21 protein-coding genes and 1 tRNA gene are annotated in these 21,115 nt (G+C 56.4%); 20 read left to right on the top strand and 2 right to left on the bottom strand.

The window, feature by feature from the left end; translation table 11 throughout:
* Positions 1 to 80: 80 nt before the first annotated feature.
* The 17 genes from GWQ31_RS07825 to galE all read left to right on the top strand — a co-directional run bounded on the left by GWQ31_RS07825 (position 81) and on the right by galE (position 15,499).
* A complete protein-coding gene (locus GWQ31_RS07825) occupies positions 81 to 722 on the top strand; it encodes an outer membrane beta-barrel protein (RefSeq protein ID WP_275909045.1) in 642 nt (213 codons plus the stop codon).
* A 174-nt stretch (positions 723 to 896) separates the two neighbouring features.
* Positions 897 to 1,841 (top strand): DUF523 and DUF1722 domain-containing protein, encoded by a 945-nt coding sequence (locus GWQ31_RS07820; protein ID WP_087756312.1) that lies wholly within the window; start codon positions 897 to 899, stop codon positions 1,839 to 1,841.
* A gap of 447 nt (positions 1,842 to 2,288) precedes the next feature.
* On the top strand, positions 2,289 to 3,191 hold the full coding sequence (locus GWQ31_RS07815) for a MerR family transcriptional regulator (RefSeq protein ID WP_275906457.1): 903 nt from the start codon (positions 2,289 to 2,291) through the stop codon (positions 3,189 to 3,191).
* On the top strand, positions 3,188 to 4,609 hold the full coding sequence (gene phrB, locus GWQ31_RS07810) for a deoxyribodipyrimidine photo-lyase (protein WP_275909044.1): 1,422 nt from the start codon (positions 3,188 to 3,190) through the stop codon (positions 4,607 to 4,609). The genes GWQ31_RS07815 and phrB overlap by 4 nt, the downstream gene beginning before the upstream one ends.
* Position 4,610: 1 nt before the next feature.
* On the top strand, positions 4,611 to 5,039 hold the full coding sequence (locus GWQ31_RS07805; RefSeq protein WP_021140940.1) for a nuclear transport factor 2 family protein: 429 nt from the start codon (positions 4,611 to 4,613) through the stop codon (positions 5,037 to 5,039).
* Positions 5,036 to 5,770, top strand: a complete 735-nt coding sequence (locus GWQ31_RS07800) for an SDR family NAD(P)-dependent oxidoreductase (RefSeq protein ID WP_275909043.1) — start codon at positions 5,036 to 5,038, stop codon at positions 5,768 to 5,770. Before GWQ31_RS07805 ends, GWQ31_RS07800 begins: the two co-directional genes overlap by 4 nt.
* Positions 5,767 to 7,026, top strand: coding sequence for an FAD-dependent oxidoreductase (locus tag GWQ31_RS07795; RefSeq protein WP_059112956.1), 1,260 nt, complete (start codon positions 5,767 to 5,769; stop codon positions 7,024 to 7,026). Before GWQ31_RS07800 ends, GWQ31_RS07795 begins: the two co-directional genes overlap by 4 nt.
* Positions 7,023 to 7,775: a DUF1365 domain-containing protein gene (locus tag GWQ31_RS07790; protein WP_275909042.1), complete on the top strand. Its 753-nt coding sequence runs from the start codon at positions 7,023 to 7,025 to the stop codon at positions 7,773 to 7,775. Before GWQ31_RS07795 ends, GWQ31_RS07790 begins: the two co-directional genes overlap by 4 nt.
* Entirely contained in the window at positions 7,775 to 9,031 is a 1,257-nt protein-coding gene (locus tag GWQ31_RS07785; RefSeq protein WP_234593174.1) for a cyclopropane-fatty-acyl-phospholipid synthase family protein, read from the top strand. The genes GWQ31_RS07790 and GWQ31_RS07785 overlap by 1 nt, the downstream gene beginning before the upstream one ends.
* Before the next feature lie 2 nt (positions 9,032 to 9,033).
* Entirely contained in the window at positions 9,034 to 9,513 is a 480-nt protein-coding gene (locus GWQ31_RS07780) for a DUF2878 domain-containing protein (protein WP_275909041.1), read from the top strand.
* Positions 9,510 to 9,728, top strand: coding sequence for a TIGR02450 family Trp-rich protein (locus GWQ31_RS07775; RefSeq protein WP_005311934.1), 219 nt, complete (start codon positions 9,510 to 9,512; stop codon positions 9,726 to 9,728). The genes GWQ31_RS07780 and GWQ31_RS07775 overlap by 4 nt, the downstream gene beginning before the upstream one ends.
* Complete coding sequence (locus GWQ31_RS07770; protein WP_265433006.1) at positions 9,685 to 10,227, top strand: chalcone isomerase family protein; 543 nt, start codon at positions 9,685 to 9,687, stop codon at positions 10,225 to 10,227. The genes GWQ31_RS07775 and GWQ31_RS07770 overlap by 44 nt, the downstream gene beginning before the upstream one ends.
* A 14-nt stretch (positions 10,228 to 10,241) precedes the next feature.
* Positions 10,242 to 10,784, top strand: a complete 543-nt coding sequence (locus GWQ31_RS07765; protein ID WP_275909040.1) for a DUF3833 domain-containing protein — start codon at positions 10,242 to 10,244, stop codon at positions 10,782 to 10,784.
* A gap of 131 nt (positions 10,785 to 10,915) precedes the next feature.
* Positions 10,916 to 11,383: a Dps family protein gene (locus GWQ31_RS07760; protein WP_021140949.1), complete on the top strand. Its 468-nt coding sequence runs from the start codon at positions 10,916 to 10,918 to the stop codon at positions 11,381 to 11,383.
* A 205-nt stretch (positions 11,384 to 11,588) separates the two neighbouring features.
* Positions 11,589 to 13,238 carry a hydroxylamine reductase gene (gene hcp, locus GWQ31_RS07755; RefSeq protein ID WP_275909039.1) on the top strand — a complete coding sequence of 550 codons (1,650 nt, stop codon included), beginning with the start codon at positions 11,589 to 11,591 and terminating at the stop codon, positions 13,236 to 13,238.
* A 132-nt stretch (positions 13,239 to 13,370) separates the two neighbouring features.
* Complete coding sequence (locus GWQ31_RS07750) at positions 13,371 to 14,390, top strand: hybrid-cluster NAD(P)-dependent oxidoreductase (RefSeq protein ID WP_275909038.1); 1,020 nt, start codon at positions 13,371 to 13,373, stop codon at positions 14,388 to 14,390.
* 83 nt (positions 14,391 to 14,473) lie between these two features.
* Positions 14,474 to 15,499 (top strand): UDP-glucose 4-epimerase GalE, encoded by a 1,026-nt coding sequence (gene galE / locus GWQ31_RS07745; RefSeq protein WP_265461616.1) that lies wholly within the window; start codon positions 14,474 to 14,476, stop codon positions 15,497 to 15,499.
* Between the two features lie 180 nt (positions 15,500 to 15,679).
* On the opposite strand, the gene GWQ31_RS07740 is transcribed toward galE, so the two are convergent.
* Positions 15,680 to 16,429, bottom strand: coding sequence for a DsbA family protein (locus tag GWQ31_RS07740; protein ID WP_021140953.1), 750 nt, complete (start codon positions 16,427 to 16,429; stop codon positions 15,680 to 15,682).
* A 198-nt stretch (positions 16,430 to 16,627) separates the two neighbouring features.
* Here GWQ31_RS07740 and GWQ31_RS07735 point away from each other — a divergent pair.
* A tRNA-Ser gene (locus GWQ31_RS07735) sits at positions 16,628 to 16,715 on the top strand.
* Between the two features lie 756 nt (positions 16,716 to 17,471).
* Here the strand turns inward: GWQ31_RS07735 and GWQ31_RS07730 are convergent.
* Positions 17,472 to 18,377 carry a LysR family transcriptional regulator gene (locus tag GWQ31_RS07730; RefSeq protein ID WP_275906449.1) on the bottom strand — a complete coding sequence of 302 codons (906 nt, stop codon included), beginning with the start codon at positions 18,375 to 18,377 and terminating at the stop codon, positions 17,472 to 17,474.
* A gap of 267 nt (positions 18,378 to 18,644) precedes the next feature.
* Between GWQ31_RS07730 and GWQ31_RS07725 the strand changes: the two genes are divergently transcribed.
* Both GWQ31_RS07725 and GWQ31_RS07720 read left to right on the top strand, forming a co-directional pair.
* Positions 18,645 to 20,138, top strand: a complete 1,494-nt coding sequence (locus GWQ31_RS07725; protein ID WP_275909037.1) for a DASS family sodium-coupled anion symporter — start codon at positions 18,645 to 18,647, stop codon at positions 20,136 to 20,138.
* Positions 20,139 to 20,190: 52 nt separating this feature from the next.
* Positions 20,191 to 20,793 carry a histidine phosphatase family protein gene (locus tag GWQ31_RS07720; protein WP_265461619.1) on the top strand — a complete coding sequence of 201 codons (603 nt, stop codon included), beginning with the start codon at positions 20,191 to 20,193 and terminating at the stop codon, positions 20,791 to 20,793.
* Positions 20,794 to 21,115 lie beyond the last annotated feature (322 nt).

Here is a 21,115-nt window from a genome sequence, read left to right as displayed (position 1 = left end):
CTCGGCATTCTGCACGCCCCTCGGCACAATGACTCCATTCCAGCTAGGTCTCAACTAGCTCAACACGAGGAGTCATCAAAATGAAAAAAGTTGCACTTTCTGTTCTGGTTCTGGCCGGTTTCGCTTCTACTTCCGCTCTGGCACAGGATGCCTTCAGCTACGCCAAGGGCGGCCTGACCTGGGCCCACACCAAATCTGACTATATCGGTGACAAGCTTGATGGCAAAGACAGCAACAACCGCGACTTCGGTGGCCTGAACCTGGACGTCTCCAAGAGCTTCGGTTCCAATTTCTATGGCCGTATGGGCAGTGAATACACCTCCCGCAACGACGGCAATGACAGCATGGGCATCTCCAGCCTGGGTCTGGGTGTCTACACCCCGCTGAGCACGGGTCTGAACCTGTACGGTGAAGCGGGTCTGATGGGCTACAGCGTGGAGCGCCAGACAGAGGCCAACCTAGAGGGCAGCGGTTGGGATCAGATCGTCCGCAAGAGCAGCGGCAGCATGTACGGTGAAGTGGGCCTGCGTTATGACATTGGCGCCGTCGAGCTCTCCACCGGCTACCGTTACGCCAACATGACCGACGACATGCAGGATTTCAAAGTGGGCGCCGCCTACAAGGTGAGCCAGAACCTGGCCCTCACCGCCGACTACACCTATCGCAACTGGGATATGCAAAAAGGTTCCATCTCCAGCCTGGGTGTGAAGTACAGCTTCTGATCTTCCCTCCCGTAGTGTCTTGATTGCTTGCCCATGACGTCAGTCATGGGCTTTTTGGTTTCTGGTGATCCAGATGTCGCCCTTGCGCCGTATTCAGTCCGCAATAGTTATACAGCTTCCATTCTTTTGTATAACTGCTATAACTGAATCAAGGCTTATACAAGGAGCGCCAACATGTACAAGATTAAAGTCGGTATCAGTGCCTGCTTGCTGGGACAGGAAGTGCGGTTCGATGGGGGCCACAAGCGCTCCAGTTTCTGCGAACGGGATCTTGGCGCTCACTTTGACTATCACCCCGTCTGTCCCGAGATGGCCATTGGTCTGGGATCGCCCCGCGCCGCCATCCGGCTGGTCAAGCGCAACGGCGAAATACGCGCCGAGGCGAGCAACGGCAGCTTCGATGTCACCGAGCAGCTGATCGCCTTCAGCGAGCAGAAGGCTCGCCAGCTCGACTTCATCTCCGGTTATATCCTCTGCGCCAAGTCACCCAGTTGTGGCATGGAGCGGGTGCGCATCTATGGCGCCAACAACGAGGGGAGTGCCAAGGAGGGGATTGGCCTGTTCGCCAAGGCGTTGATGGAAGCCAATCCCCTGCTGCCGGTGGAGGAAGACGGTCGGCTGTGCGATCCCATACTGCGGGAAAATTTCGTGCTGCGGGTCTTCGCCTACCACGACTGGCAGCAACTCTGCGCCCAGGGGCTGACGGCCGCGGCGCTGATCCGGTTCCACTCCCGCTACAAGTATCTGGTGCTATCTCACGCCACTACCCACTATCGGGCGCTGGGCAAACTGCTTGGCAACCTCGGCAAGGCCAACTTGCAGGAGGTGGCCGACAGTTACATCACGGGGCTGATGACAGCGCTGACCCTGAGAGCCAATCGCCGCAGCCACACCAATGTGCTCATGCACCTGCAGGGTTACTTCAAGCGGGTATTGACACCTTCCCAGAAGCAGGAGCTGGCTGAGACCATCGACAAGTACCGCACCGGCATTTTCCCGCTGCTGGTGCCGCTGACCCTGATCCGCCACTACCTGCGCGAATACCCCAATCCCTATCTGTCCGGGCAGGTTTATCTCAATCCTCATCCCGATACGCTCAAGCTTCGTTACGGGCTCTGAAAGTGCGGCTTGGTATGGTCGAGCAGGTCTATCCCGACCTGCATCCCGATACGCTCAAGCTGCGCTACGGGCTCTGAAAGTGCGGCTTGGTATGGTCGAGCAGATCTATCCCGACCTGCATCCCGATACGCTCAAGCTTCGTTACGGGCTCTGAAAGTGCGGCTTGGTATGGTCGAGCAGGTCTATCCCGACCTGCACCCCGATACGCTCAAGCTTCGTTACGGGCTCTGAAAGTGCGGCTTGGTATGGTCGAGCAGGTCTATCCCGACCTGCACCCCGATACGTTCAAGCTGCGCTACGGGCTCTGAAAGTGCGGCTTGGTATGGTTGAGCGGGTCTATCCCGACCTGCACCCCGATACGCTCAAGCTGCGCTACGGGCTCTGATCCCTGTTTTGCGACCCCGGCCCCTTGGGCCGGGGCGCCCCATAGATTGAATGGAAGTCGTTATGTCTGACCTACCCAAACAAGATGATGTCACCCAGCCGGATGAGGGGATCTATCCCATCCGCGACGTTTCCCGCCTGACCGGTGTCAACCCCGTCACCCTGCGTGCCTGGCAGCGCCGCTATGGTCTGGTGCAACCGGCCCGTACCGAGAAGGGGCACCGCCTCTACAGCGAGCAGGATATTCGCCAGATCGGCGAGATCCTGAGCTGGCTGGAGCGGGGGGTGAGCATAGGTCAGGTCAAGGGACTGTTGAGTGAGCCTCAGACCCAGCTGGTCAGCGATCACTGGCAGCAGACCCTGGAGCAGATCAGCCAGGCTGTACTTGGTTTCAATCAGCGCAAGGTCGAAGCGCAGCTTAACGAACTGCTGGCGAGCTACCCGTTCGAGCTGGTGCGCAGCCGGGTGCTGCAACCCTTGGTGGATCAACTGCTCGGCCTGTGGCGTGAGCGGCCCGATGGCGAGCTGCTGCAACAGGTCTGGCTGGGCTGGCTGCATACCCGCTTCGCTCGCCACCTCATCGAACAAGAGAAGGGACGCCCGGTTACCCTCGCAAGCTGGGGGCAGCTTGGTCCCCTCGACTTGGTCTGGAGCGCCTATGAGCTGGTAAGCCAGGGTTATGAGGTGCAACTGCTGGGGGCCGTCGAGCCCAGGCTGGCCACCTTGCTCGAAGGACGTGCCATGACGCCCTGGCTGGTGTTGCTGGGTGCCGGACTTGGCAAGCAGGAGCTGATGACCGCCAGCTGGCCCGATGGTACTTGTCTGTTTGGTGAGCTGGGCAGTCTCTATGACGCCCAGTGGCTGGCGACCCAGGGGTGGCAGCCCACCCTTGCCGACTGGCTGGCTGCACAGTCGGCAGAGACGCCAGTCCAGGGCAAGCGCAGTCGCGGGAGGAAGGCATCATGAAGCTGGTCTGGTTTCGCAATGACTTGCGCCTCGCCGACAATCCGGCTTTGCGACACGCTTGCGCCGAGGCGGGAGAGGTGGCCGCCCTGTTTGTCATCTCTCCGACCCAGTGGCAGCAGCACAAGATGGCCCCTATCCGTCAGCAGTTTCTGCTGGCGCAGGTGGATGAGCTGGGCAGGGCGCTGGCGGCGCTCGGTATCCCGCTCCATCTGCTGCGAGTGGAGACCTTTGCCGAGATGCCAACGGCGTTGGCGAGCCTCAGCCGCGAGCTGGGTGTCAGCCAGCTGTATGCCAATCAGGCCATCGAGATCGACGAGCAGCGCCGCGACCTGGCCGTCAGCGCCATGCTGGCCGAACAGGAGGTGAGCTGCCACTGGTTCAACGGCTGCTGCGTGCTGCCACCGGGACGGGTGCTGACCGGGTCAGGGGAGATGTTCAAGGTGTTCACCCCCTTCAGCCGTGCCTGGCTCAAGGCGCTGGAGGAGGATGGCTTCGTCATTCATCGCGCCCCCGCTCCGCGCGCCGAGCCGCTGCCGTGGCAACCGCTGGCCGCGAGGGAATGGAGTTATGGGGCGCTCGGCGAAGTAACGCCGGATCCCCGCTGGCCAGTGGGAGAGGCGGAAGCTCAGCGCCGTCTGCACGCCTTTCTGGAACAGGCGGTGCTTGACTATGGGGAGACCCGGGATTTTCCGGCGCAGGCGGGCACCTCCATCCTCTCGCCTTATCTGGCCGCCGGCATCATAAGTCCGCGTCAGTGCGTCGGGGCGCTGCAACAACGGCTCGGCCACCGGCCTCAATCCAAGGCAGAACCCGGTTTCGTCTGGCTCAACGAACTTGTCTGGCGCGAATTTTATCGTCATTTGCTGGTGTTGGTGCCAACCCTCTCCATGAACCTGCCCTTCAAACCCGAGACCGCTGCTCTGCCCTGGAGCTGGGATCCCGTGGCCTTTGCCGCCTGGTGCGAGGGACGTACCGGTTATCCCATCGTCGATGCGGCCATGCGCTGCCTCAATGCCACCGGCTGGATGCACAACCGGTTGCGGATGATAGTGGCGAGTTTCCTCACCAAGGATCTGCATATCCACTGGCGCCTTGGGGAAGATTACTTCATGAGCCAGCTGATTGACGGGGATCTGGCGGCCAACAACGGTGGCTGGCAATGGGCCGCAGGCACAGGTGCCGATGCGGCCCCCTATTTTCGGGTGTTCAATCCCACCACTCAGGGGCAACGATTTGATCCACAAGGAGACTTTATCCGTACCTGGGTAACTGAACTGGCCGATATTCCCGCCGCCTACGTGCATCAGCCCCATGACTGGTTGCGACTCAAAGGAGGAAGGGGGTATCCGGCACCCATGGTGGATCACGCCCTTGCTCGGGTGAGAGCCATCGAGATGTTTCGAAATCTGGAGAAATAGGATGAAGGAGCCGCTGGCCCGCTTTATTGCCCTTTACCAGCAACTGGACAAGCAGCAACTGCACCGCTTGCCAGAGGTTTATGCCGAACAGGTGATCTTCATCGATCCGGCGCACCGCATCGACGGGCTGGCCGCGCTCACCGACTACTTTGCTGCCATGTACCAGCGCCTCGCTTATTGCCGCTTCGAGATAACCAGCCAGCAGCAACAGGGTCGTGAGGCCTGGATCAGCTGGGTCATGACCTTCTCTCACCCAAGACTGGCTGCGGGTCAGCCGGTGAGGGTTGAGGGGGCCACCCGGCTTGAGTTCGACGACGCAGACAAGGTGTGTCTGCATCGCGACTACTTCGATCTCGGCGCCATGCTCTACGAGCAGTTGCCGCTGCTGGGCGCCCTGGTGCGCACCATCAAGGGGAGGTTGGGATCATGAGCGGACGAGTGTTGATCACGGGTGCCAGCTCCGGGCTGGGTCGCCAGTTGGCGATGGATTACCGGCAGGCGGGCTGGCAGGTATGGGGTTGTGGTCGCGATGGCGAGCGGCTGGCGCAGTTGGCCCGGGACGGCATCACCCCCTTGCAGTTCGATGCACGGGATGCGGTTGCCATGGCAGAGGTGGCGGCCAGCTTGCCACCCCTTGATCTGCTGATCCTCAATGCCGGCAACTGCGAATACATGGATGTGGCGGACGGCTTTGACGGCGAGCTGTTTGCCAGGGTGATCGAGACCAATCTCATCGCTACCGGCCATGCTCTTGCCGCCTTTTTGCCGCTGCTTGGCGAGGGGGCGCGGCTCGCCATCGTCAGCTCGTCGGTGAGCTGGTTGCCGCTGCCAAGGGCCGAAGCCTATGGCGCCTCCAAGGCGGCACTCGACTATCTGGCTGCCACCTTGCGACTCGATCTCAAGGCCAGGGGAATCGCGGTGACCCTGATCCGTCCCGGTTTTGTACAGACGCCGCTTACCGCCAAGAATGATTTTCCCATGCCTTGTCTGGTGCCGGTGGAGCAAGCCTCCCGGCTCATCATGACCGGGCTTGCTGCGGGTCGGCATCAGATCCATTTCCCCAGCCGCTTTATCTGGCTGCTGCGCGCGCTGGGGACGCTGCCGGTGTGGTTGTGGCTGCGCCTTGGCAGCTCGCTTGTTTCGAAAGGACGCCATTCATGAAGAAAAAGATTGCCATCGTCGGCTCGGGTATCTCGGGCCTCACCGCCGGTTTTCTGCTGCACAGGTTGCACGACGTTACCCTGTTTGAGGCCGCGCCCACGCTGGGCGGCCACACTGCGACCGTCGATGTGAGCCAGGGTGGCCGCAGCTATGCCATCGACACCGGCTTTATCGTATTCAACGATCGCACCTATCCCAATTTCCTTAAATTGCTGGAGCGGATCGGCGTGGCGCGCCAGGACGCCGAGATGAGCTTTTCGGTGAAAAGCCCGGAGGGGCTCGAGTACAACGGCCACAACCTGGATACCCTGTTTGCCCAGCGCAGCAATTTGCTGAGCCCGGGTTTTTACCGCTTCGTCGCCGAGATCCTGCGTTTCAACCGGGAAGCGCGCGCCTGGCTGGCCGACAGTCAACGGCAGCAAGATAGTCCTGAGCTGACTCTCGGGGATTTCTTGCAGGTGGGGGATTTCAGTGACTACTTCGCCCGCCATTACATTCTGCCCATGGGGGCGGCCATCTGGTCATCCACCCTGGCGGACATGCGCGCCTTTCCCCTTGGCTTTTTCCTGCGTTTTTTTGCCAACCATGGCCTGCTCGATGTGGCCAATCGCCCTCAGTGGTACGTGATCCCCGGCGGCTCGCGGGAGTACATAGGCCCGCTGACCGCAGGTTGGCAACAGCAGATCCGCCTCGCCTGCCCAGTGCAGGGGATCCGGCGCCTGGCCGAGGGGGTGCTGATCCAAAGCAGCTATGGCGAGGAGCAGTTTGACGAGGTGATCCTCGCCTGCCACAGCGATCAGGCGCTGGCTCTGTTGCAGGATGTCAGCGAGCGGGAGCAGGCGATTCTGGGCGACATGGCCTATCAGGCCAACGATGTCTGGCTCCATACCGATGTCAGCTGTTTGCCCACTCGCCGCAAGGCCTGGGCCAGCTGGAACTATCAGCTGGACGGGGACGACGAGGCGCGGCCGCTGGTGAGCTACAACATGAACATATTGCAGGGGGTGAACTCACCGCAGCCCTTCTGCGTCAGCCTCAATCCCAAAGGAAAGGTGGACGAGAGCAAGGTGCTGCGCCGCTTCGTTTATCACCACCCTGTGTTCAATCAGGCATCCATCCAGGCGCAGCAGGCACGTCTGGAGATCTGTGGTCAGCATCACACCCACTTTTGCGGTGCCTACTGGTACAACGGTTTTCATGAAGACGGGGTGCGCAGCGCCCTGGACGTCGCCAGACGCTTCGGAGCCGAGCTATGAGTGCTGTCACCATGGCTCAGACAGTCAGTGCCATCTGGCAGGGCTCTGTGCGACATCGCCGCTTCGCACCCAGGGCCCACGCCTTCTCCTACAGCCTCTTCATGTTGGGGCTGGATCTGGACGAGCTGCCGAGCCTCAGCCAGGGGCGCTGGTTTGGCGTGGAGCGGGCCGGGTTGCTCTCCTTTCATCGCAAAGACTATCTCAAAGGCAGCGAGGGGAGCCTCAAGCAGGCGGTGTGGCACAAGGTGGCAGAGCTGGGGGGCACAGCCGAGCAGGACGGGCGAGTGCTGCTGCTCGGCAATGTACGCTGCATGGGCTTTTACTTCAGCCCGGTCAACTTCTACTTCTGCTACCGGCAGGGTGAGGCGCGTTACCTGCTGGCCGAGGTGTCGAACACCCCCTGGAATGAGCGTCACTATTACCTGCTGGATCTGGCGGCGCTGACGCCCCACGACAAGGATTTTCACGTCTCCCCGTTTATGGGGCTGGCCATGCGCTACCACTGGCGCATTCGCCCACCGGAGCAGGAGACATTGATCCACATAGAGAGTCATCCCCAGTCCGGCGAGGCCAAGTTGTTTGACGCCACCCTGGCGCTGAGCCGCGAGCCCCTGTCCCGCAAGGGACTGATGGCGCTGCTCGCTCGCTGGCCCTGGATGACCCTGAAGGTGCTGCTCGGTATCTACTGGCAGGCCCTGCGTCTTTTTATCAAACGAACACCTATTTTCAGCCATCCGGAGACTCGCTAATGGAACTGGTGCAATCAACAAGTTCGGCCTCTTTCATCGATAAAGGCGCAAGGCAACTGCTGCTCAAGCTGCTGGGGCGTCTCGAGCACGGTCAACTGCTGCTGCGGGACGGCAGCGATCGTCATAGTTTCGGGGTGGCTGGCACTGACCTGCACGCCGAAGTGGTGGTAAAGGATCCGGCCTTCTATCGCCGCTTGTTGCTGGGAGGCAGCATTGCCGCCGGTGAAACCTGGGTAGAAGGGCTCTGGACCAGCCCGGATCCGGTGGCGCTGGTACGCTTGCTGGCCCGCAACATGACACTGCTCGACAGCCTGGAGCGGCGGCTCAGTTGGCTGAGTTTCCCCTTCAACAAGGCGCGCCACTGGCTCAATCGCAATACCCTGACAGGTTCACGATCCAACATCGCCGCCCACTACGACCTGGGCAATACCCTTTATCGAGGTTTTCTCGACAGCCATATGCAGTATTCGAGTGCCATCTATCCGGGGACAGAGTCCACTCTGGAGGAGGCACAACAGGCCAAGCTGCATACCATCTGCGAGCGCCTTGAGCTGAGGCCGGACGATCACCTGCTGGAGATAGGCACAGGCTGGGGCGGGCTGGCCATTTATGCGGCCCGTCACTATGGCTGCCGGGTGACCACGACGACCATCTCCCAGGCCCAGCATGACTATGCGCGCGAGTGGATCGAGCGGGAGGGACTCGGAGATCGCATCACCTTGCTGCTGGAGGATTATCGCAAACTGGAGGGGACCTTCGACAAACTGGTCTCCATCGAGATGATAGAGGCGGTGGGCCACGCCTTCCTGCCCGATTACTTCCGCCAGTTGTCACGTTTGCTCAAACCCGGTGGCCGCCTGCTTATTCAGGCCATCACCATTGCCGATCAGCGCCACGCCCAGTATGTGCGCAGTGTCGACTTCATCCAGCGTTACATCTTTCCGGGCGGCTGCCTGCCGAGTGTCTCCCAGATGGCGGGACTGATTGCCCGCGAGACCGACATGCAGCTGGTGCGGCTGCACGATCACGGTCATCACTATGCCCGTACCCTGGCGCACTGGTGCGAGCGCTTTCTGGCGCTGGCCCCCGAGCTGCCCAAGCTGGGTTACAGCCAGGATTTCATCCGGTTGTGGCACTTCTATTTCGCCTATTGCGAGGGGGGCTTCTGGGAGCGGGCCATCAGTCTGGTCCAGCTGGAAGCGGCCAAACCAGGGCCAACGGGCTGGCGCGGTGACGTGCCAGTGAGCGGTCACTGACCATGTGGCAGTGGGCCCATCTGCTGGGGTTCAACCTCTATTGGCTGCTGGCGGTGAAATGGCAGCTGCCGGGTCCGCTGCTGTTGATGCTGCTGCTCCACTTCATCTTCTCTCCAAGCCGCAAGGGGGATCTGTGGCTATTGCCGGTGGCTCTGGCTGGCTGTCTGCTCGATGGCCTGCTCTGGCAACTGGGGCTGTTTCAATTCCCGGCCGGCTTTCCTCTCTGGCTGGTGCTGCTGTGGCTGGGATTTGCCTTGAGTCTCAGCCATGGACTGCGCTGGTTGCGCCCCTTGCCCCGCTGGCAGCAGGCGCTGTTTGGCATGGCGGGTGGCGCCTCCTCCTATGTGGCGGGAGCGGCCATGGGCGCAGTACACTTACCCTGGGGCATCTGGATCAGCACAGCACTATTGGCGGTGATCTGGATGTGGTGGTTACCCGTACTCCTGTGGGTAACGGTCAAGCTTGAGGGTGAATCAAGATGAACACCTTTTCGACCGACGCCTTGTTGTTTTCCAAGTGGACCAAAGAGAGCCAGCACGAGCTGACCGAGCGTTACTATCTGGTGGTTGCCTGCCAGCGTGATGCGCAGGGGCGACTGGCGCGCGTGGTGATGCAGGATATCAACACCTTGCTGGAACAGGAGATGGATTGGCATGAACTGGAAGATCCCGCGAATTGGCACATGGGGTGGAATTAGCCTCCTGATTGCCGCGCTTGGCGCCATGATGGCACCCTCTGCACAGGCCTCTGCCGCCCCCTGGCAACAGCTGCGTCCGGTCGGACAGGGGGAGATGAACTGGCTCTGGTTCAAACTCTATGATGCCACCCTCTACAGCCAGAGTGGCCGCTATCAGCCGGGCCACTATCCCCAGGCACTGACCCTCACCTATGCCAGAGATATCGAACGGGATGACCTGCTGACCGCCACCGCAGAGGAGTGGCAACGGCTGGGGCTTGGCAGCGAGACGCAGCGCCAGCAGTGGCTTGGGCAACTGGCAGCCTTCTGGCCTGATGTGGCGGCGGGGGACACACTGACCTTCTATGTGGATGAAGCCGGGGTTGGCCACTTCTGGTGGCAGGACAAACCCCTCGGCACTCTTGCTGATCCACAATTTGCGGTCGCCTTTCTGGCCATCTGGCTTGCCGACAACAGTCGCGATCCTGCCCTTACCCGCCGCCTGCGCGGTCAACTCTGATGCTGGAGTACTCAATGTCTTTCTATCGTTGCTGTCGTTTTCTGTTCTTGTTGCCACTCCTGTTGCTCACTGGCTGTGGTGCCAGTCTGGATGACTATCGCGGTCAGGGGCCGAACTGGGATCTCGCCCGTTTCTTCAATGGCAAACTGGTGGCTCATGGCCTGGTGACAGACCGCAGCGGCGAAGTGACCAGTCGCTTTCGGGTCGAGATGGTGGGGCGCTGGCAGGATGGCAAGGGCGAATTGTTTGAGCAGTTCTACTTTGATGACGGCCGTCAGCAGACCCGAACCTGGTTTTTGAGCAAGGGGGCAGATGGTCACTGGCGCGGTACCGCATCCGACGTAGTGGGGGAGGCGGTAGGCAAGACGGAAGGTTTTGCTCTCAACTGGCGCTATCAGCTCGATCTGGTTCTGCCGGATGAGCAGGTGGTGAGGGTGAGCTTTGATGACTGGATGTACCTGCTGGATGAAGATCGCCTGATCAATCGGGCCGAGATCAGCAAGTTCGGCATTCATCTGGGCGAGGTGATCCTCTATATCGAACGCATCCAAGGGTGATAAATCTGGATAATCAGCGGGTTGTCACACCAGGCGATAGCCATTCCCTATCAATCACTCAGGTAGCAACGATTACCTCTTGAGTCTGAATGGCGTTAATCTGGCTCCGTCGTCAAATCTGGAGGTGAAACATGAAAAGTCCGATTGGTCTTGATACCGTTCAATCACAAGCTCTGGCCGCCGAGCTGAACAAGTTGCTGGCCAGCTACCAGATCCTCTACATGAACGTCCGTGGCTTCCACTGGAATATCCGCGGCAACCAGTTCTTCGAACTGCACCTGAAATTTGAAGAGATCTATAACGATCTGCTGCTCAAGGTCGATGCCCTGGCCGAGCGCATCCTCACCCTGGATGGGGTACCCATGCACAGCTTCAGCGACTACCTGAAAGTCTCTGCCATCCCGGAGCAGAAGGGGCTGCATGACGGTCGTGCCTGTGTCGAATCCCTGCTTGAGAGCTTCCGCGAGCTGCTGGTCGCCCAGCGCCGGATCCTGGGACAAGCCGCCGAGGCCGGTGACGAGGGGACGGCATCCATCCTCTCCGACTATGTGCAGCAGCAGGAAAAACTGGTCTGGATGCTGCGCGCCTATCTTGCCTGACCGCTTGTTGATGTGAGTTTTGTTGTAAACCTGAGTTGTCTCTCCTTTTATCCACCCGCTTGCCGCCCTGTTTGGGCGGCTTTTTTGTTTTTGATCTGCATCAATGAAAACTTAATTGGCAAATTGAATGCCTATTAAGTTTTTGGCGAGGGGCATAGAATCGCCACAAAACAAGCAACTGAAATGTCCAATTAGGAGAGGCATGATGTTTTGTGTGCAATGTGAACAGACAATTCGTACCCCGGCAGGCAATGGCTGTGCTTATGCACAAGGCATGTGCGGCAAGACGGCCGAAACCTCGGATCTGCAGGATGTGCTGATCTATGCGCTGCAGGGCCTCAGCGCCTGGGCGCTGGCCGCCCGCGAACATGGCGTCATCGACAACGAGATCGATGCCTTCGTGCCCAAGGCCTTCTTCGCCACCCTCACCAACGTCAACTTCGACTCCGCCCGCATCGTTGCCTATGTCAACCAGGCGTTGGCTCATCGTCAGCAGTTGGTCGACCGTCTGGCGGCACTGGCGGTGCAAGTCACCGGCTTGCCCGAGGCCGCCGGCTTCGAGCCGGGTGACGAGCTGCTCGCCCAGCTGGCTCATGCGCCGCAAACCGCGGTCAATCGCGGCAAGAGCGAGGTGCACGAAGACATCATGGGGTTGCGTCTGCTCTGCCTCTACGGCCTCAAGGGGGCTGCCGCCTACATGGAACATGCCCGGGTACTGGGTCAGCAGGATAGCGAGGTAGCCGCCGAGTTCCATCGCATCATGAGCTGGCTCAGCACTGACCCGAGCGAGCTGGATCCCCTGTTCAAATGCGCCATGGAGATTGGTCTGTTCAACTTCCGTGTCATGGAGATGCTGGATCTGGGCGAAACCACGACCTTCGGCCACCCCGAGCCGACGCAAGCAAGGGTCACCCCTGTGCCTGGCAAGTGCATCCTGGTCTCCGGCCACGACATGATGGATCTCAAGCTGATCCTGGAGCAGACCGCAGGCACTGGCATCAATGTCTACACCCACGGCGAGATGTTGCCGGCGCTGGCCTACCCCTTCTTCAAGCAGTACCCGCACCTGGTGGGCAACTACGGCTCCGCCTGGCAGAACCAGCAGAAGGAGTTTGCCAACTTCCCCGGTGCCGTGGTGATGACCTCCAACTGCATCATAGATCCCAACGTGGGCGACTACAGCGACCGCATCTTCACCCGCTCCATCGTCGGCTGGCCGGGTGTGACTCACCTGGAAGGGGATGACTTCTCCGCCGTGGTGGCGAAGGCACTGGCGCTGGACGGTTTCAAACACACAGAGCTCGAGCACTTCATCACCATCGGCTTTGCCCGCAATGCCCTGATGCAGGCCGCCCCGGCAGTGATTGAGAAGGTGAAGGCCGGTGAAATCAGCCACTTCTTCCTGGTGGGCGGTTGTGACGGCGACAAGGCCGAGCGCGCCTACTTCACCGAGTTTGCCAAGGCCGCTCCCCGAGACAGCCTGCTGCTCACCCTGGGCTGTGGCAAGTACAAGTTCAACAAGCTCGATTTTGGCAACATAGGTGGCATTCCCCGCCTGCTGGACGTGGGTCAGTGCAACGATGCCTACTCCGCCATCCAGCTGGCACTGGCGCTCTCCGAGGCGTTCGAGTGTGGCGTCAATGACCTGCCGTTGACCCTGGTGCTCTCCTGGTTCGAACAGAAGGCCATCGTCATCCTGCTCACCCTGCTGGCGCTCGGTGTGAAAGACATTCGCACCGGTCCGACCGCACCGGCCTTCCTGACCCCGGCCCTGCTCAAGGTGCTGGAGGAGCAGTTCGGCCTGAAAGGGACCACTACGGCCGAAGCAGATCTCGCCGAGATCCTGGCTGCCTGAATCCGGTGATCGCGCAGGCCGTGCCGGCCTGATCATCTCAGCATGTTGTAAGCCTTTGGCGAGCCTGATGGCTCGCCTTTTTTTCAAAGCGTCGTGTTTAAAAAACATGTTTTCAAAATGAGGAGCCTTGTGATGACCTCCCCCTCTCTCACCCTGCGTTGCATCGGTCGTCGCGCCGACACCCATGATGTGGTGAGCTGGCAGTTCGCGCCGGTTGCAGGAAGCCTGCCCCCCGTGCTGGCCGGCCAGTGCGTGACCCTGCACACAGAGATCGACGGCCAGCCCATGTGCCGCGCCTATACCCTCTCCTCCAGCCCGCGGGATGCGTGCTGGCAAGTCACCATCAAGGATGTGGGGCGGGTCTCCCACCATCTGCACCAGAGCCTGCAGGTGGGGGACGAGATCCGGGTCGACGGCCCTTTTGGCGACTTCAACCTGACTGCGCTGCCCTGCGAGCGGCCGCTGCTGCTCAGCGCAGGCTCCGGCATCACCCCCATGTGGGCCATGTTGCGCGACGAGCTTGCCAAACGGCCTGAGGCGGACATCCGCTTTATCCACAGCGCCCGCTCGCCAGCGGATGTGATCTTCGCAGATGAGCTTGCTGAGCTGGCCGAATCTCATCCCGGCGTGCGCCACGCTTTAGTGCTGGAGCAAGTACCGGAAGAGGCGCCGACGGCTTATCCCTGGGTGGGCCGACTCAGCCCGGACATGCTGAAGGAATTGGCGCCGGACTTGCACAGCCGCCACGTCTACCTGTGCGGTCCTGCGCCTTACATGGCGGCGGTGAGTCGCATGTTGGCGGAGCTGGGGTTGCCAGCGGAGCAGTTGCATCAGGAGTCGTTCGGCCTGCCCGCTGTTACATCGGGCGCGGCGCCGGTTGCTGCCGCCAGCGACCATTTCTGGCTGACTCTCAAGAAGAGCGGCAAGAAGGTGAAGATACTGCCGGGCCAGACCCTGCTGGCCGCACTGGAGGGGGCTGGCGAGACCATGATAGCCGCCTGTCGCGCCGGTGTATGTGGCGCCTGTCGCTGCACCACGATTGGCGAGATCGAACGGCAGAGCGTGATGACGCTGAGTGCACAGGATCTGGAGGGCGGCGTCGCACTGGCCTGTTCCTGCACCGCAAAGGGGGATATCAGTCTCGATTACTGATGGTGTCATGAGTATCTCAGCCTTTTCCTGGTGAAACCGGGCGAGTAGACTCAACCCAGTTTCACCAGAACACGGGATAACAAATGACAATATTGGTCACGGGCGGCGCCGGCTACATCGGCTCACATACCCTGGTTGAGCTGCTGGGTGCCGGGCAGCAGGTGGTGGTGCTGGACAACCTGTCCAACTCTTCCCCCGAGTCCCTCAAGCGGGTCGAGCGGATCACCGGCAAGCCGGTCATCTTTGTGGAAGGGGATGTGCTGGACAGAGCCTGCCTGCAGCAGCTGTTTGCCGCCCACAAGATTGAATCCGTGATCCACTTCGCCGGTCTCAAGGCGGTGGGGGAGTCGAGCCAGATCCCGCTCACCTACTACCAGAACAACATCACAGGCACTTTGGTGCTGTGCGAGGAGATGGCCAAGGCTGGTGTGTTCCGGCTGGTGTTCAGCTCGTCGGCCACCGTGTATGGCGATCCTGCCTCTGTGCCGCTGCGGGAAGATTTCCCCACCAGCGCGACCAACCCCTATGGTCGCTCCAAGCTGATGGTGGAAGAGATACTGCGTGACTTGTCCAAATCCGATCCGCGCTGGGCCATAGTGCTGCTGCGCTACTTCAACCCGGTTGGCGCCCACGAGAGCGGCCTCATCGGTGAAGATCCTAACGGCATCCCCAACAACCTGCTGCCCTATATCAGCCAGGTGGGCGTCGGCAAGCTCAAGGAGCTGGGAGTGTTTGGCAACGACTATCCGACCCCGGATGGCACAGGCGTGCGCGACTACATCCACGTGGTGGATCTCGCCCTCGGTCATCTCAAGGCGCTGGCCCGCATCGCTGCCGATACCGGTGTCTTTACCTACAACCTGGGTACCGGTCAGGGCTATTCCGTGCTGCAGATGATCAGGGCGTTCGAGGCGGCCAGCGGTCGCACCATAGCGTACCAGATCAAACCGCGCCGCCCCGGTGACATAGCCGAATGCTGGGCCGAGCCGCACAAGGCCCGTGACGAGCTGGGCTGGCAGGCTGAGCGCGGGCTCGAACAGATGATGGCCGACACCTGGCGCTGGCAAAGCCAGAACCCGAACGGCTATGGTCCTGCTGCGAAGCCATGATCAAGGGTCATGCGCTGCTCGGGAGCCTCATTTATTCATATAAACTCCGGTCCCTGCGCAGCTCTTCGCCTTGCTGACAGCTCCTCGCGACGGCCCATCAGGCCTGAGGGCTAAAGCCTGAATGGCAAAACGCCCCGGCATCGCAATGCCGGGGCGTTTTTTTATGTGCGACGGGCCTGGTTACTGAATGCTCTTGCCCGCTCGCACATCCTTGATGAAGCCTTTCAGGCTCGCCAGATCGCGGGGGGCGCCACGCAGTATCTGGTCACCTATGATGAAGGCCGGTGTGCCTGAGATGCTCATGGCTTCGGCCAGCGCCCGGTTGGTGCCCAGGTTCTGATCTATGCTGCCGTCCTTGATCTTGGCCTCGACCTTGCTCCAGTTCACTCCGGCCGCTTCCGCCAGCTGCTTGACCTGTGCTTCATCGGACAGCGGGCCCTGATGGGCGTACAGCTTCTCGTGGAAGGCCTGGTATTTGTCAGGTTGACCCAGTTGCACCGCCAGCGCCGCACGGGCGGCGAAGTAGGAGGTTTCGCTCAGGATGGGGAACTGCTTGTAGATGTAGCGGATATCCTTGTCTTCACCCAGCAGTTGCTTGATCAGCGGATGGGCGCGCTTGCAGTAACCGCAGTTGTAATCGAAGAACTCGACCACGGTCAGGCTGCCCTTGGGGTTGCCGCTCTCGGGATCCTTATTGGAATAGAGCTGCTTGGCGTGCGCCTCGATCAGGCTCTTGTCGTTGGCCGCCTGCTGGCTCTCCTGCTTGGCACGCAGGGCATTGGACATCTCGACCAGGATCTCCGGATTCTTGACCAGATAGTCGCGCACGATTTGCTCGACATCGCTCTTGGTCAGCTCGCTTGCCTGAACCGGCGCCGCAAGCAGGGTGGCGCCAGTCAGGGCGCAAAGCAGGGCATGTTTGATTCTCATAAGTCCATCTTGCTGGGAATTTCGTGATGGTCACTATAGTGGGTGAGTCTGTTTTCAAGTCAAGTTATCTGGTTGAAAAAGCGCTGTTTCTGCCCGTTTTATCGACTTTATGCGTCATTTAGCCCAATAAATCGGCAAACGAACCAAAAGGGGATTTACAAGCCGGATCGCCATGGGTAATATTCGCCGCACTGTCGCGGAGGGGTGGCAGAGCGGCTGAATGCACCGGTCTTGAAAACCGGCGATGGGCGACCATCCGTGGGTTCAAATCCCACCTCCTCCGCCATTTATTCAGCCAAAAAGGCCATCCGAAAGGATGGCCTTTTTGCTATGTAAAAAATGATGAGCGAAGGCATTGGCGGTCACACATTCAAACAAGATTAAAATCCTTTTGTGGTTTGGTTTTAGTCTCCCAATACACCATGCAAAATGCGATGCCAACCGCTGTTACAAGTGCGCCTTTCTGCCGCCAGGCCAGATAGTATTACTCCTGACTACAAGTGTTCCTTCCTAAATGGACCATCATTCCCATTATGCTGAAACGGGACTGTGACCGCCGAAGTCACCGCAGGATAGCATCATCATGCAGTTGGCTGCTCCAACGGATCCTTCCACTGTCAATTGCGTGAAGCACTGTTAACTCTGTCTGTCAACATGCGATCTGAGCGACTATCTCCTGTCTATTGTCCAGTGGGTGAAGAAAGTGGCCAAGATGTCTAAGGAGGGAGGCTCGCAACCTGTTCAAGGGATTTATGGGATGGAAAGCATTTGCTGTGGGATTATGAGGACCTGCTATTTATCAATGTGGCTGATGGCTTTGGCATTAATGAAAGATCGAGCGTTGATATTGGAGGATGGTGAACATGATTGAATGCCATAGTGCATTTTTCGGTGAGAGGCTTTAGTACAACATTTATTAATAAGGCAGTTCCTCATATGAGAGTGGCCATATGCGCGCTGATTTATATTAAACTCTAAGAAAGAATTTTTAATAGCAGCGGTAAATACCACTCGAATTTATTATTGGTAATGTCAACATTTTTCATATTTTTGATAGGCTCCTCGCAAGGAATTGAATTTCTTTTATAAATAAAGCAGTTGCAGGCGGCATATGTTTCTCCACATGATGGACGATGCGGATGCCTCGTTCGAATGTGAGCCCCTCTATAGGGATCTCGACCAGTCTTCCACTTTCAATATCATGAGAAACTGCCAGCCGTGAAATAATAGAAATGCCTAGGTTGTGAATGACACCTTGTTTAATTGCTTCCTGACTTGAGATCTCTAGCAAATTATGTAACTGGACGTTATGGGACTCTATCGTCTTGAACAGGAATGAGCGTGTTGCCGAGCCAATGGGTTTGGTCAGAAAAGTTTCATTGCACAAATCAGCCAACTGACAATGACGCTGCTGCGCCAAGCGGTGATTAGGTGAGCTGACCAACACCAGAGTATCGCGATAAAAATCAGTTAGTAAGTAACGCTCTGAATCTATTTTTATCTGATCAGACAGTAATAGAAACTCGACCTCATTTGCCTCCAATTTACGTAGTAAATGTTGTGAGGACGTAATATCTATTAAGAATTTAATATCTGGAGCCTGCTTTTTATACAATGAAAGCAGTCTTGGGATAAGATAGACACCAATAAAATTACTGGCTCCAAATGTAACAGTCCCCTTAAGCGGGTTATCAAGTTGGCGCAGATGTTCATGTGCTGCTTGTAATGTATTAATAACCTGTGCTGCGTAAATGCGAAACTCCTCCCCTTGATGAGTCAGATGCATACGCTTCCCAATGCGATCAAATAGTACTGTGTCTAGTTCCTGCTCCAATGTCCGTATTTTCTGGCTCATTGCTGGTTGTGAGCAGTGCATGAGATTGGCTGTTTCGGTCAGATTAAGACAATCGGACAGAATGAGAAATGCTTGAAGCTGATTTAAATTCATCATTTTCACCTAAAAGTTAGGTATGTTATAAAATATATATGCCATAAGCTGCGTAAGAAGAACAGTGGTTTCATATCATTTTCTTCCTGATTTCAAGTTACTACCATGAGGGTTACTATTGGGGTCGACACTCACTCATCATATAGACTTGCTCCATCGATATCCCCCTAATAGGTAAATCTTATGACTTAAATTCAAAAAAGCAATTGGATTTACATACTGTTTTCCATGAAAGTAACATGGCACATGCTAAAAGGAGAAAGTCGCATGAACATCAGTCCATTGGGTGAATCGCATAATATTCCCCCTCAACAATTAAACAAGAAGCTAAAAAGCTCATCATTTTTGAATAAATTTGGTATTCCTATTGCAATAGTAGTATTTTTAGTTTTGATGTTTATGCCAACTCCTGAAGGCCTGACTGCTGAAGGTAAAAAGGCATTGGCAATATTTTGTTCAGCCTTGGTGATGTGGGTGTCAGGATCATTGCCCATCTATTTGACATCCATAATTGCTATCATTATGTTGGTGTTGACAAATACAGTAAAAGAAAAAGCTGCATTTAGCACCCTGGGATTTGATGTCATATGGTTAATGGTCTCAGCATTTATTTTGACATCAGCCATGATGAAGTCGAATCTGGCTCGCCGCTTTGCTCTATGGATGATTACTCATTTTGGCCAGACCCCTAAAAAAACTCTATTGGTTCTGATATTCATCAACTTTGCATTGGCCTTTTTCGTTCCATCGACAACCGCTAGAGCCAGCCTAATGGTGCCTATTTGTATTATTTTATTAGAAATTTATCGTGCTATCCCAGGTGAAAGCAACTTTGGTAAATTAACAATGTTGCTAGGAGTGCAAGCTGATGCTATTGCTACATCTGGTGTCATGACGGGTACTGCAGCAAACATGATAGCTGTTCGATTTATTGAAGAACAAACTGGTGCAAATATTGGTTATATGGATTGGTTGATGGCCAGCATGCCAACAGCAATTCTAACTATGCTTCTTACTTATGGCGTAGGATTACGGCTGTTTTCATTCAAGGGCGAAGTGGGTTTTTCTGAAGGAATGAATAAACTGACAGCCGAATTGGCGTCGCTGGGTAAGATAACCAGCAATGAAAAACGAGCGATAGCGATCTTTATTTTTACTGTCGTGCTATGGGCAACGGAGGACTATCACGCAGTCTGGTTCAATGGCTGGAGTATCAGTGTATATATGACAGCTGTGATAGCTGCAGTTTTATGTTTGATGCCGAAAGTTGGCTTGCTGACATGGTCTGAGGCAAATATAAAATGGGACTTGATGTTATTTGCGGCCGGTGCCTATGCTGCAGGTAATGCGCTGGAATCAACCCAGGGGGCTCAATGGATAATTGGTAAGCTGGTCTATGGCTTGGGACTGGAAACAATGACTCCAACAACCACTTATGTTGTGGTTATTTTCCTAAGCATGTATAGCCACATGATTTTTACTTCTAAAACGGTACGTACTACTATTTTGATTCCTGCATTTATTGCACTGGCTAAAACATTAGGCCTTAATCCAGTTACACTCGCTCTAGCAGCAGCCTTTACCTTGACATACACAATTACATTGCCACCTCATTCGAAAGTTAATGCTATTTATTTCTCCACAGGTTTTTTTACAGTTCTAGATCAGCTGAAATATGGTGTTATCACTTGTTTTATTGGGGCCAGCATTATTTCCATCGCAGTATTAAGCTGGTTTAAGCTACTTGGATATACATTGTGATGTTCATCAACCATGAGTGGTATCTTTATATTGATAACGTGGAGGTATAAATATGCGTCTTATTCTTATGAGACACGGTGAAACACTATGGAATATAGAAAAACGTCTGCAAGGACATGAGAATACACCTCTTTCTCCTCGTGGGATTGCTCAGGCAAAGGCGATTATTCCAAATATACGCGAGCTTTCTCCCGTACGAGTTGTCAGCTCGGATCTTGGCCGTGCTCGACAAACTGCGGAGATCATTGGATATGGTCAGGCACTCTCAGATCCTGAGTTACGTGAATTGAATATGGGGGTGTGGACAGGACAATCCAAGCCTGAGTTAATCGCAACACAAAGTAGTCTTTATGATGCATGGCGGGCAGGTACATTTACCCCTGAAGGTGGTGAGAAATGGGATGTATTTTTATCCAGAATAGAAAAGGCACTTCATTCATGGGTTCAGGCCGGCGATGGAGATCTTTTAGCTGTAGTACACAGCGGTGTTATAAGAGCAGCTTGTGTGGCGTTCTTGGGATTGAAGCCTTCACAGCTGTTACCTGTAACGCCTGGGAGTCTGACAATTTTTAATTTTTCCAGGCATTCATATCGGCCTCAACTGGAAGCTTATAACATAGGTGGGTTATCACCTGATAAATCTGTAGCGGATTAATTAGATTATGACTCTTCCTTTAAGGAAGAGTCATAATCTTTTCTCCCTCTATAGTCTTGCAGACCTTTGTATTTTTATTGCTATAATTTCTTTTGTGAGATTCATATGGTTTTTTTGAGGTTATCAATAGAACGTTTATCTGGTGTTTAGTGTATTCGAAATTAATGTGTAACTTCGTTTAAAACTTCTGTGGTGTACGTAGCAAACGCCAAGTTTGCAGGCATTATTTACCGAAAAACTTTGGTTCTGTGATGGGAGCTGGTTTACGAGTTGTTGATGCTTGTTAACATGTGGCACGTTTCCATATTTGGCCACCCTATCT

Source organism: Aeromonas sp. 2MA4, from assembly GCF_029237305.1.
Classification (GTDB): Bacteria; Pseudomonadota; Gammaproteobacteria; order Enterobacterales; family Aeromonadaceae; genus Aeromonas; species Aeromonas salmonicida.
The sequence above is the reverse complement of the archived record's forward strand: the minus strand, read 5'-3'. Positions and strand labels throughout refer to the sequence as shown.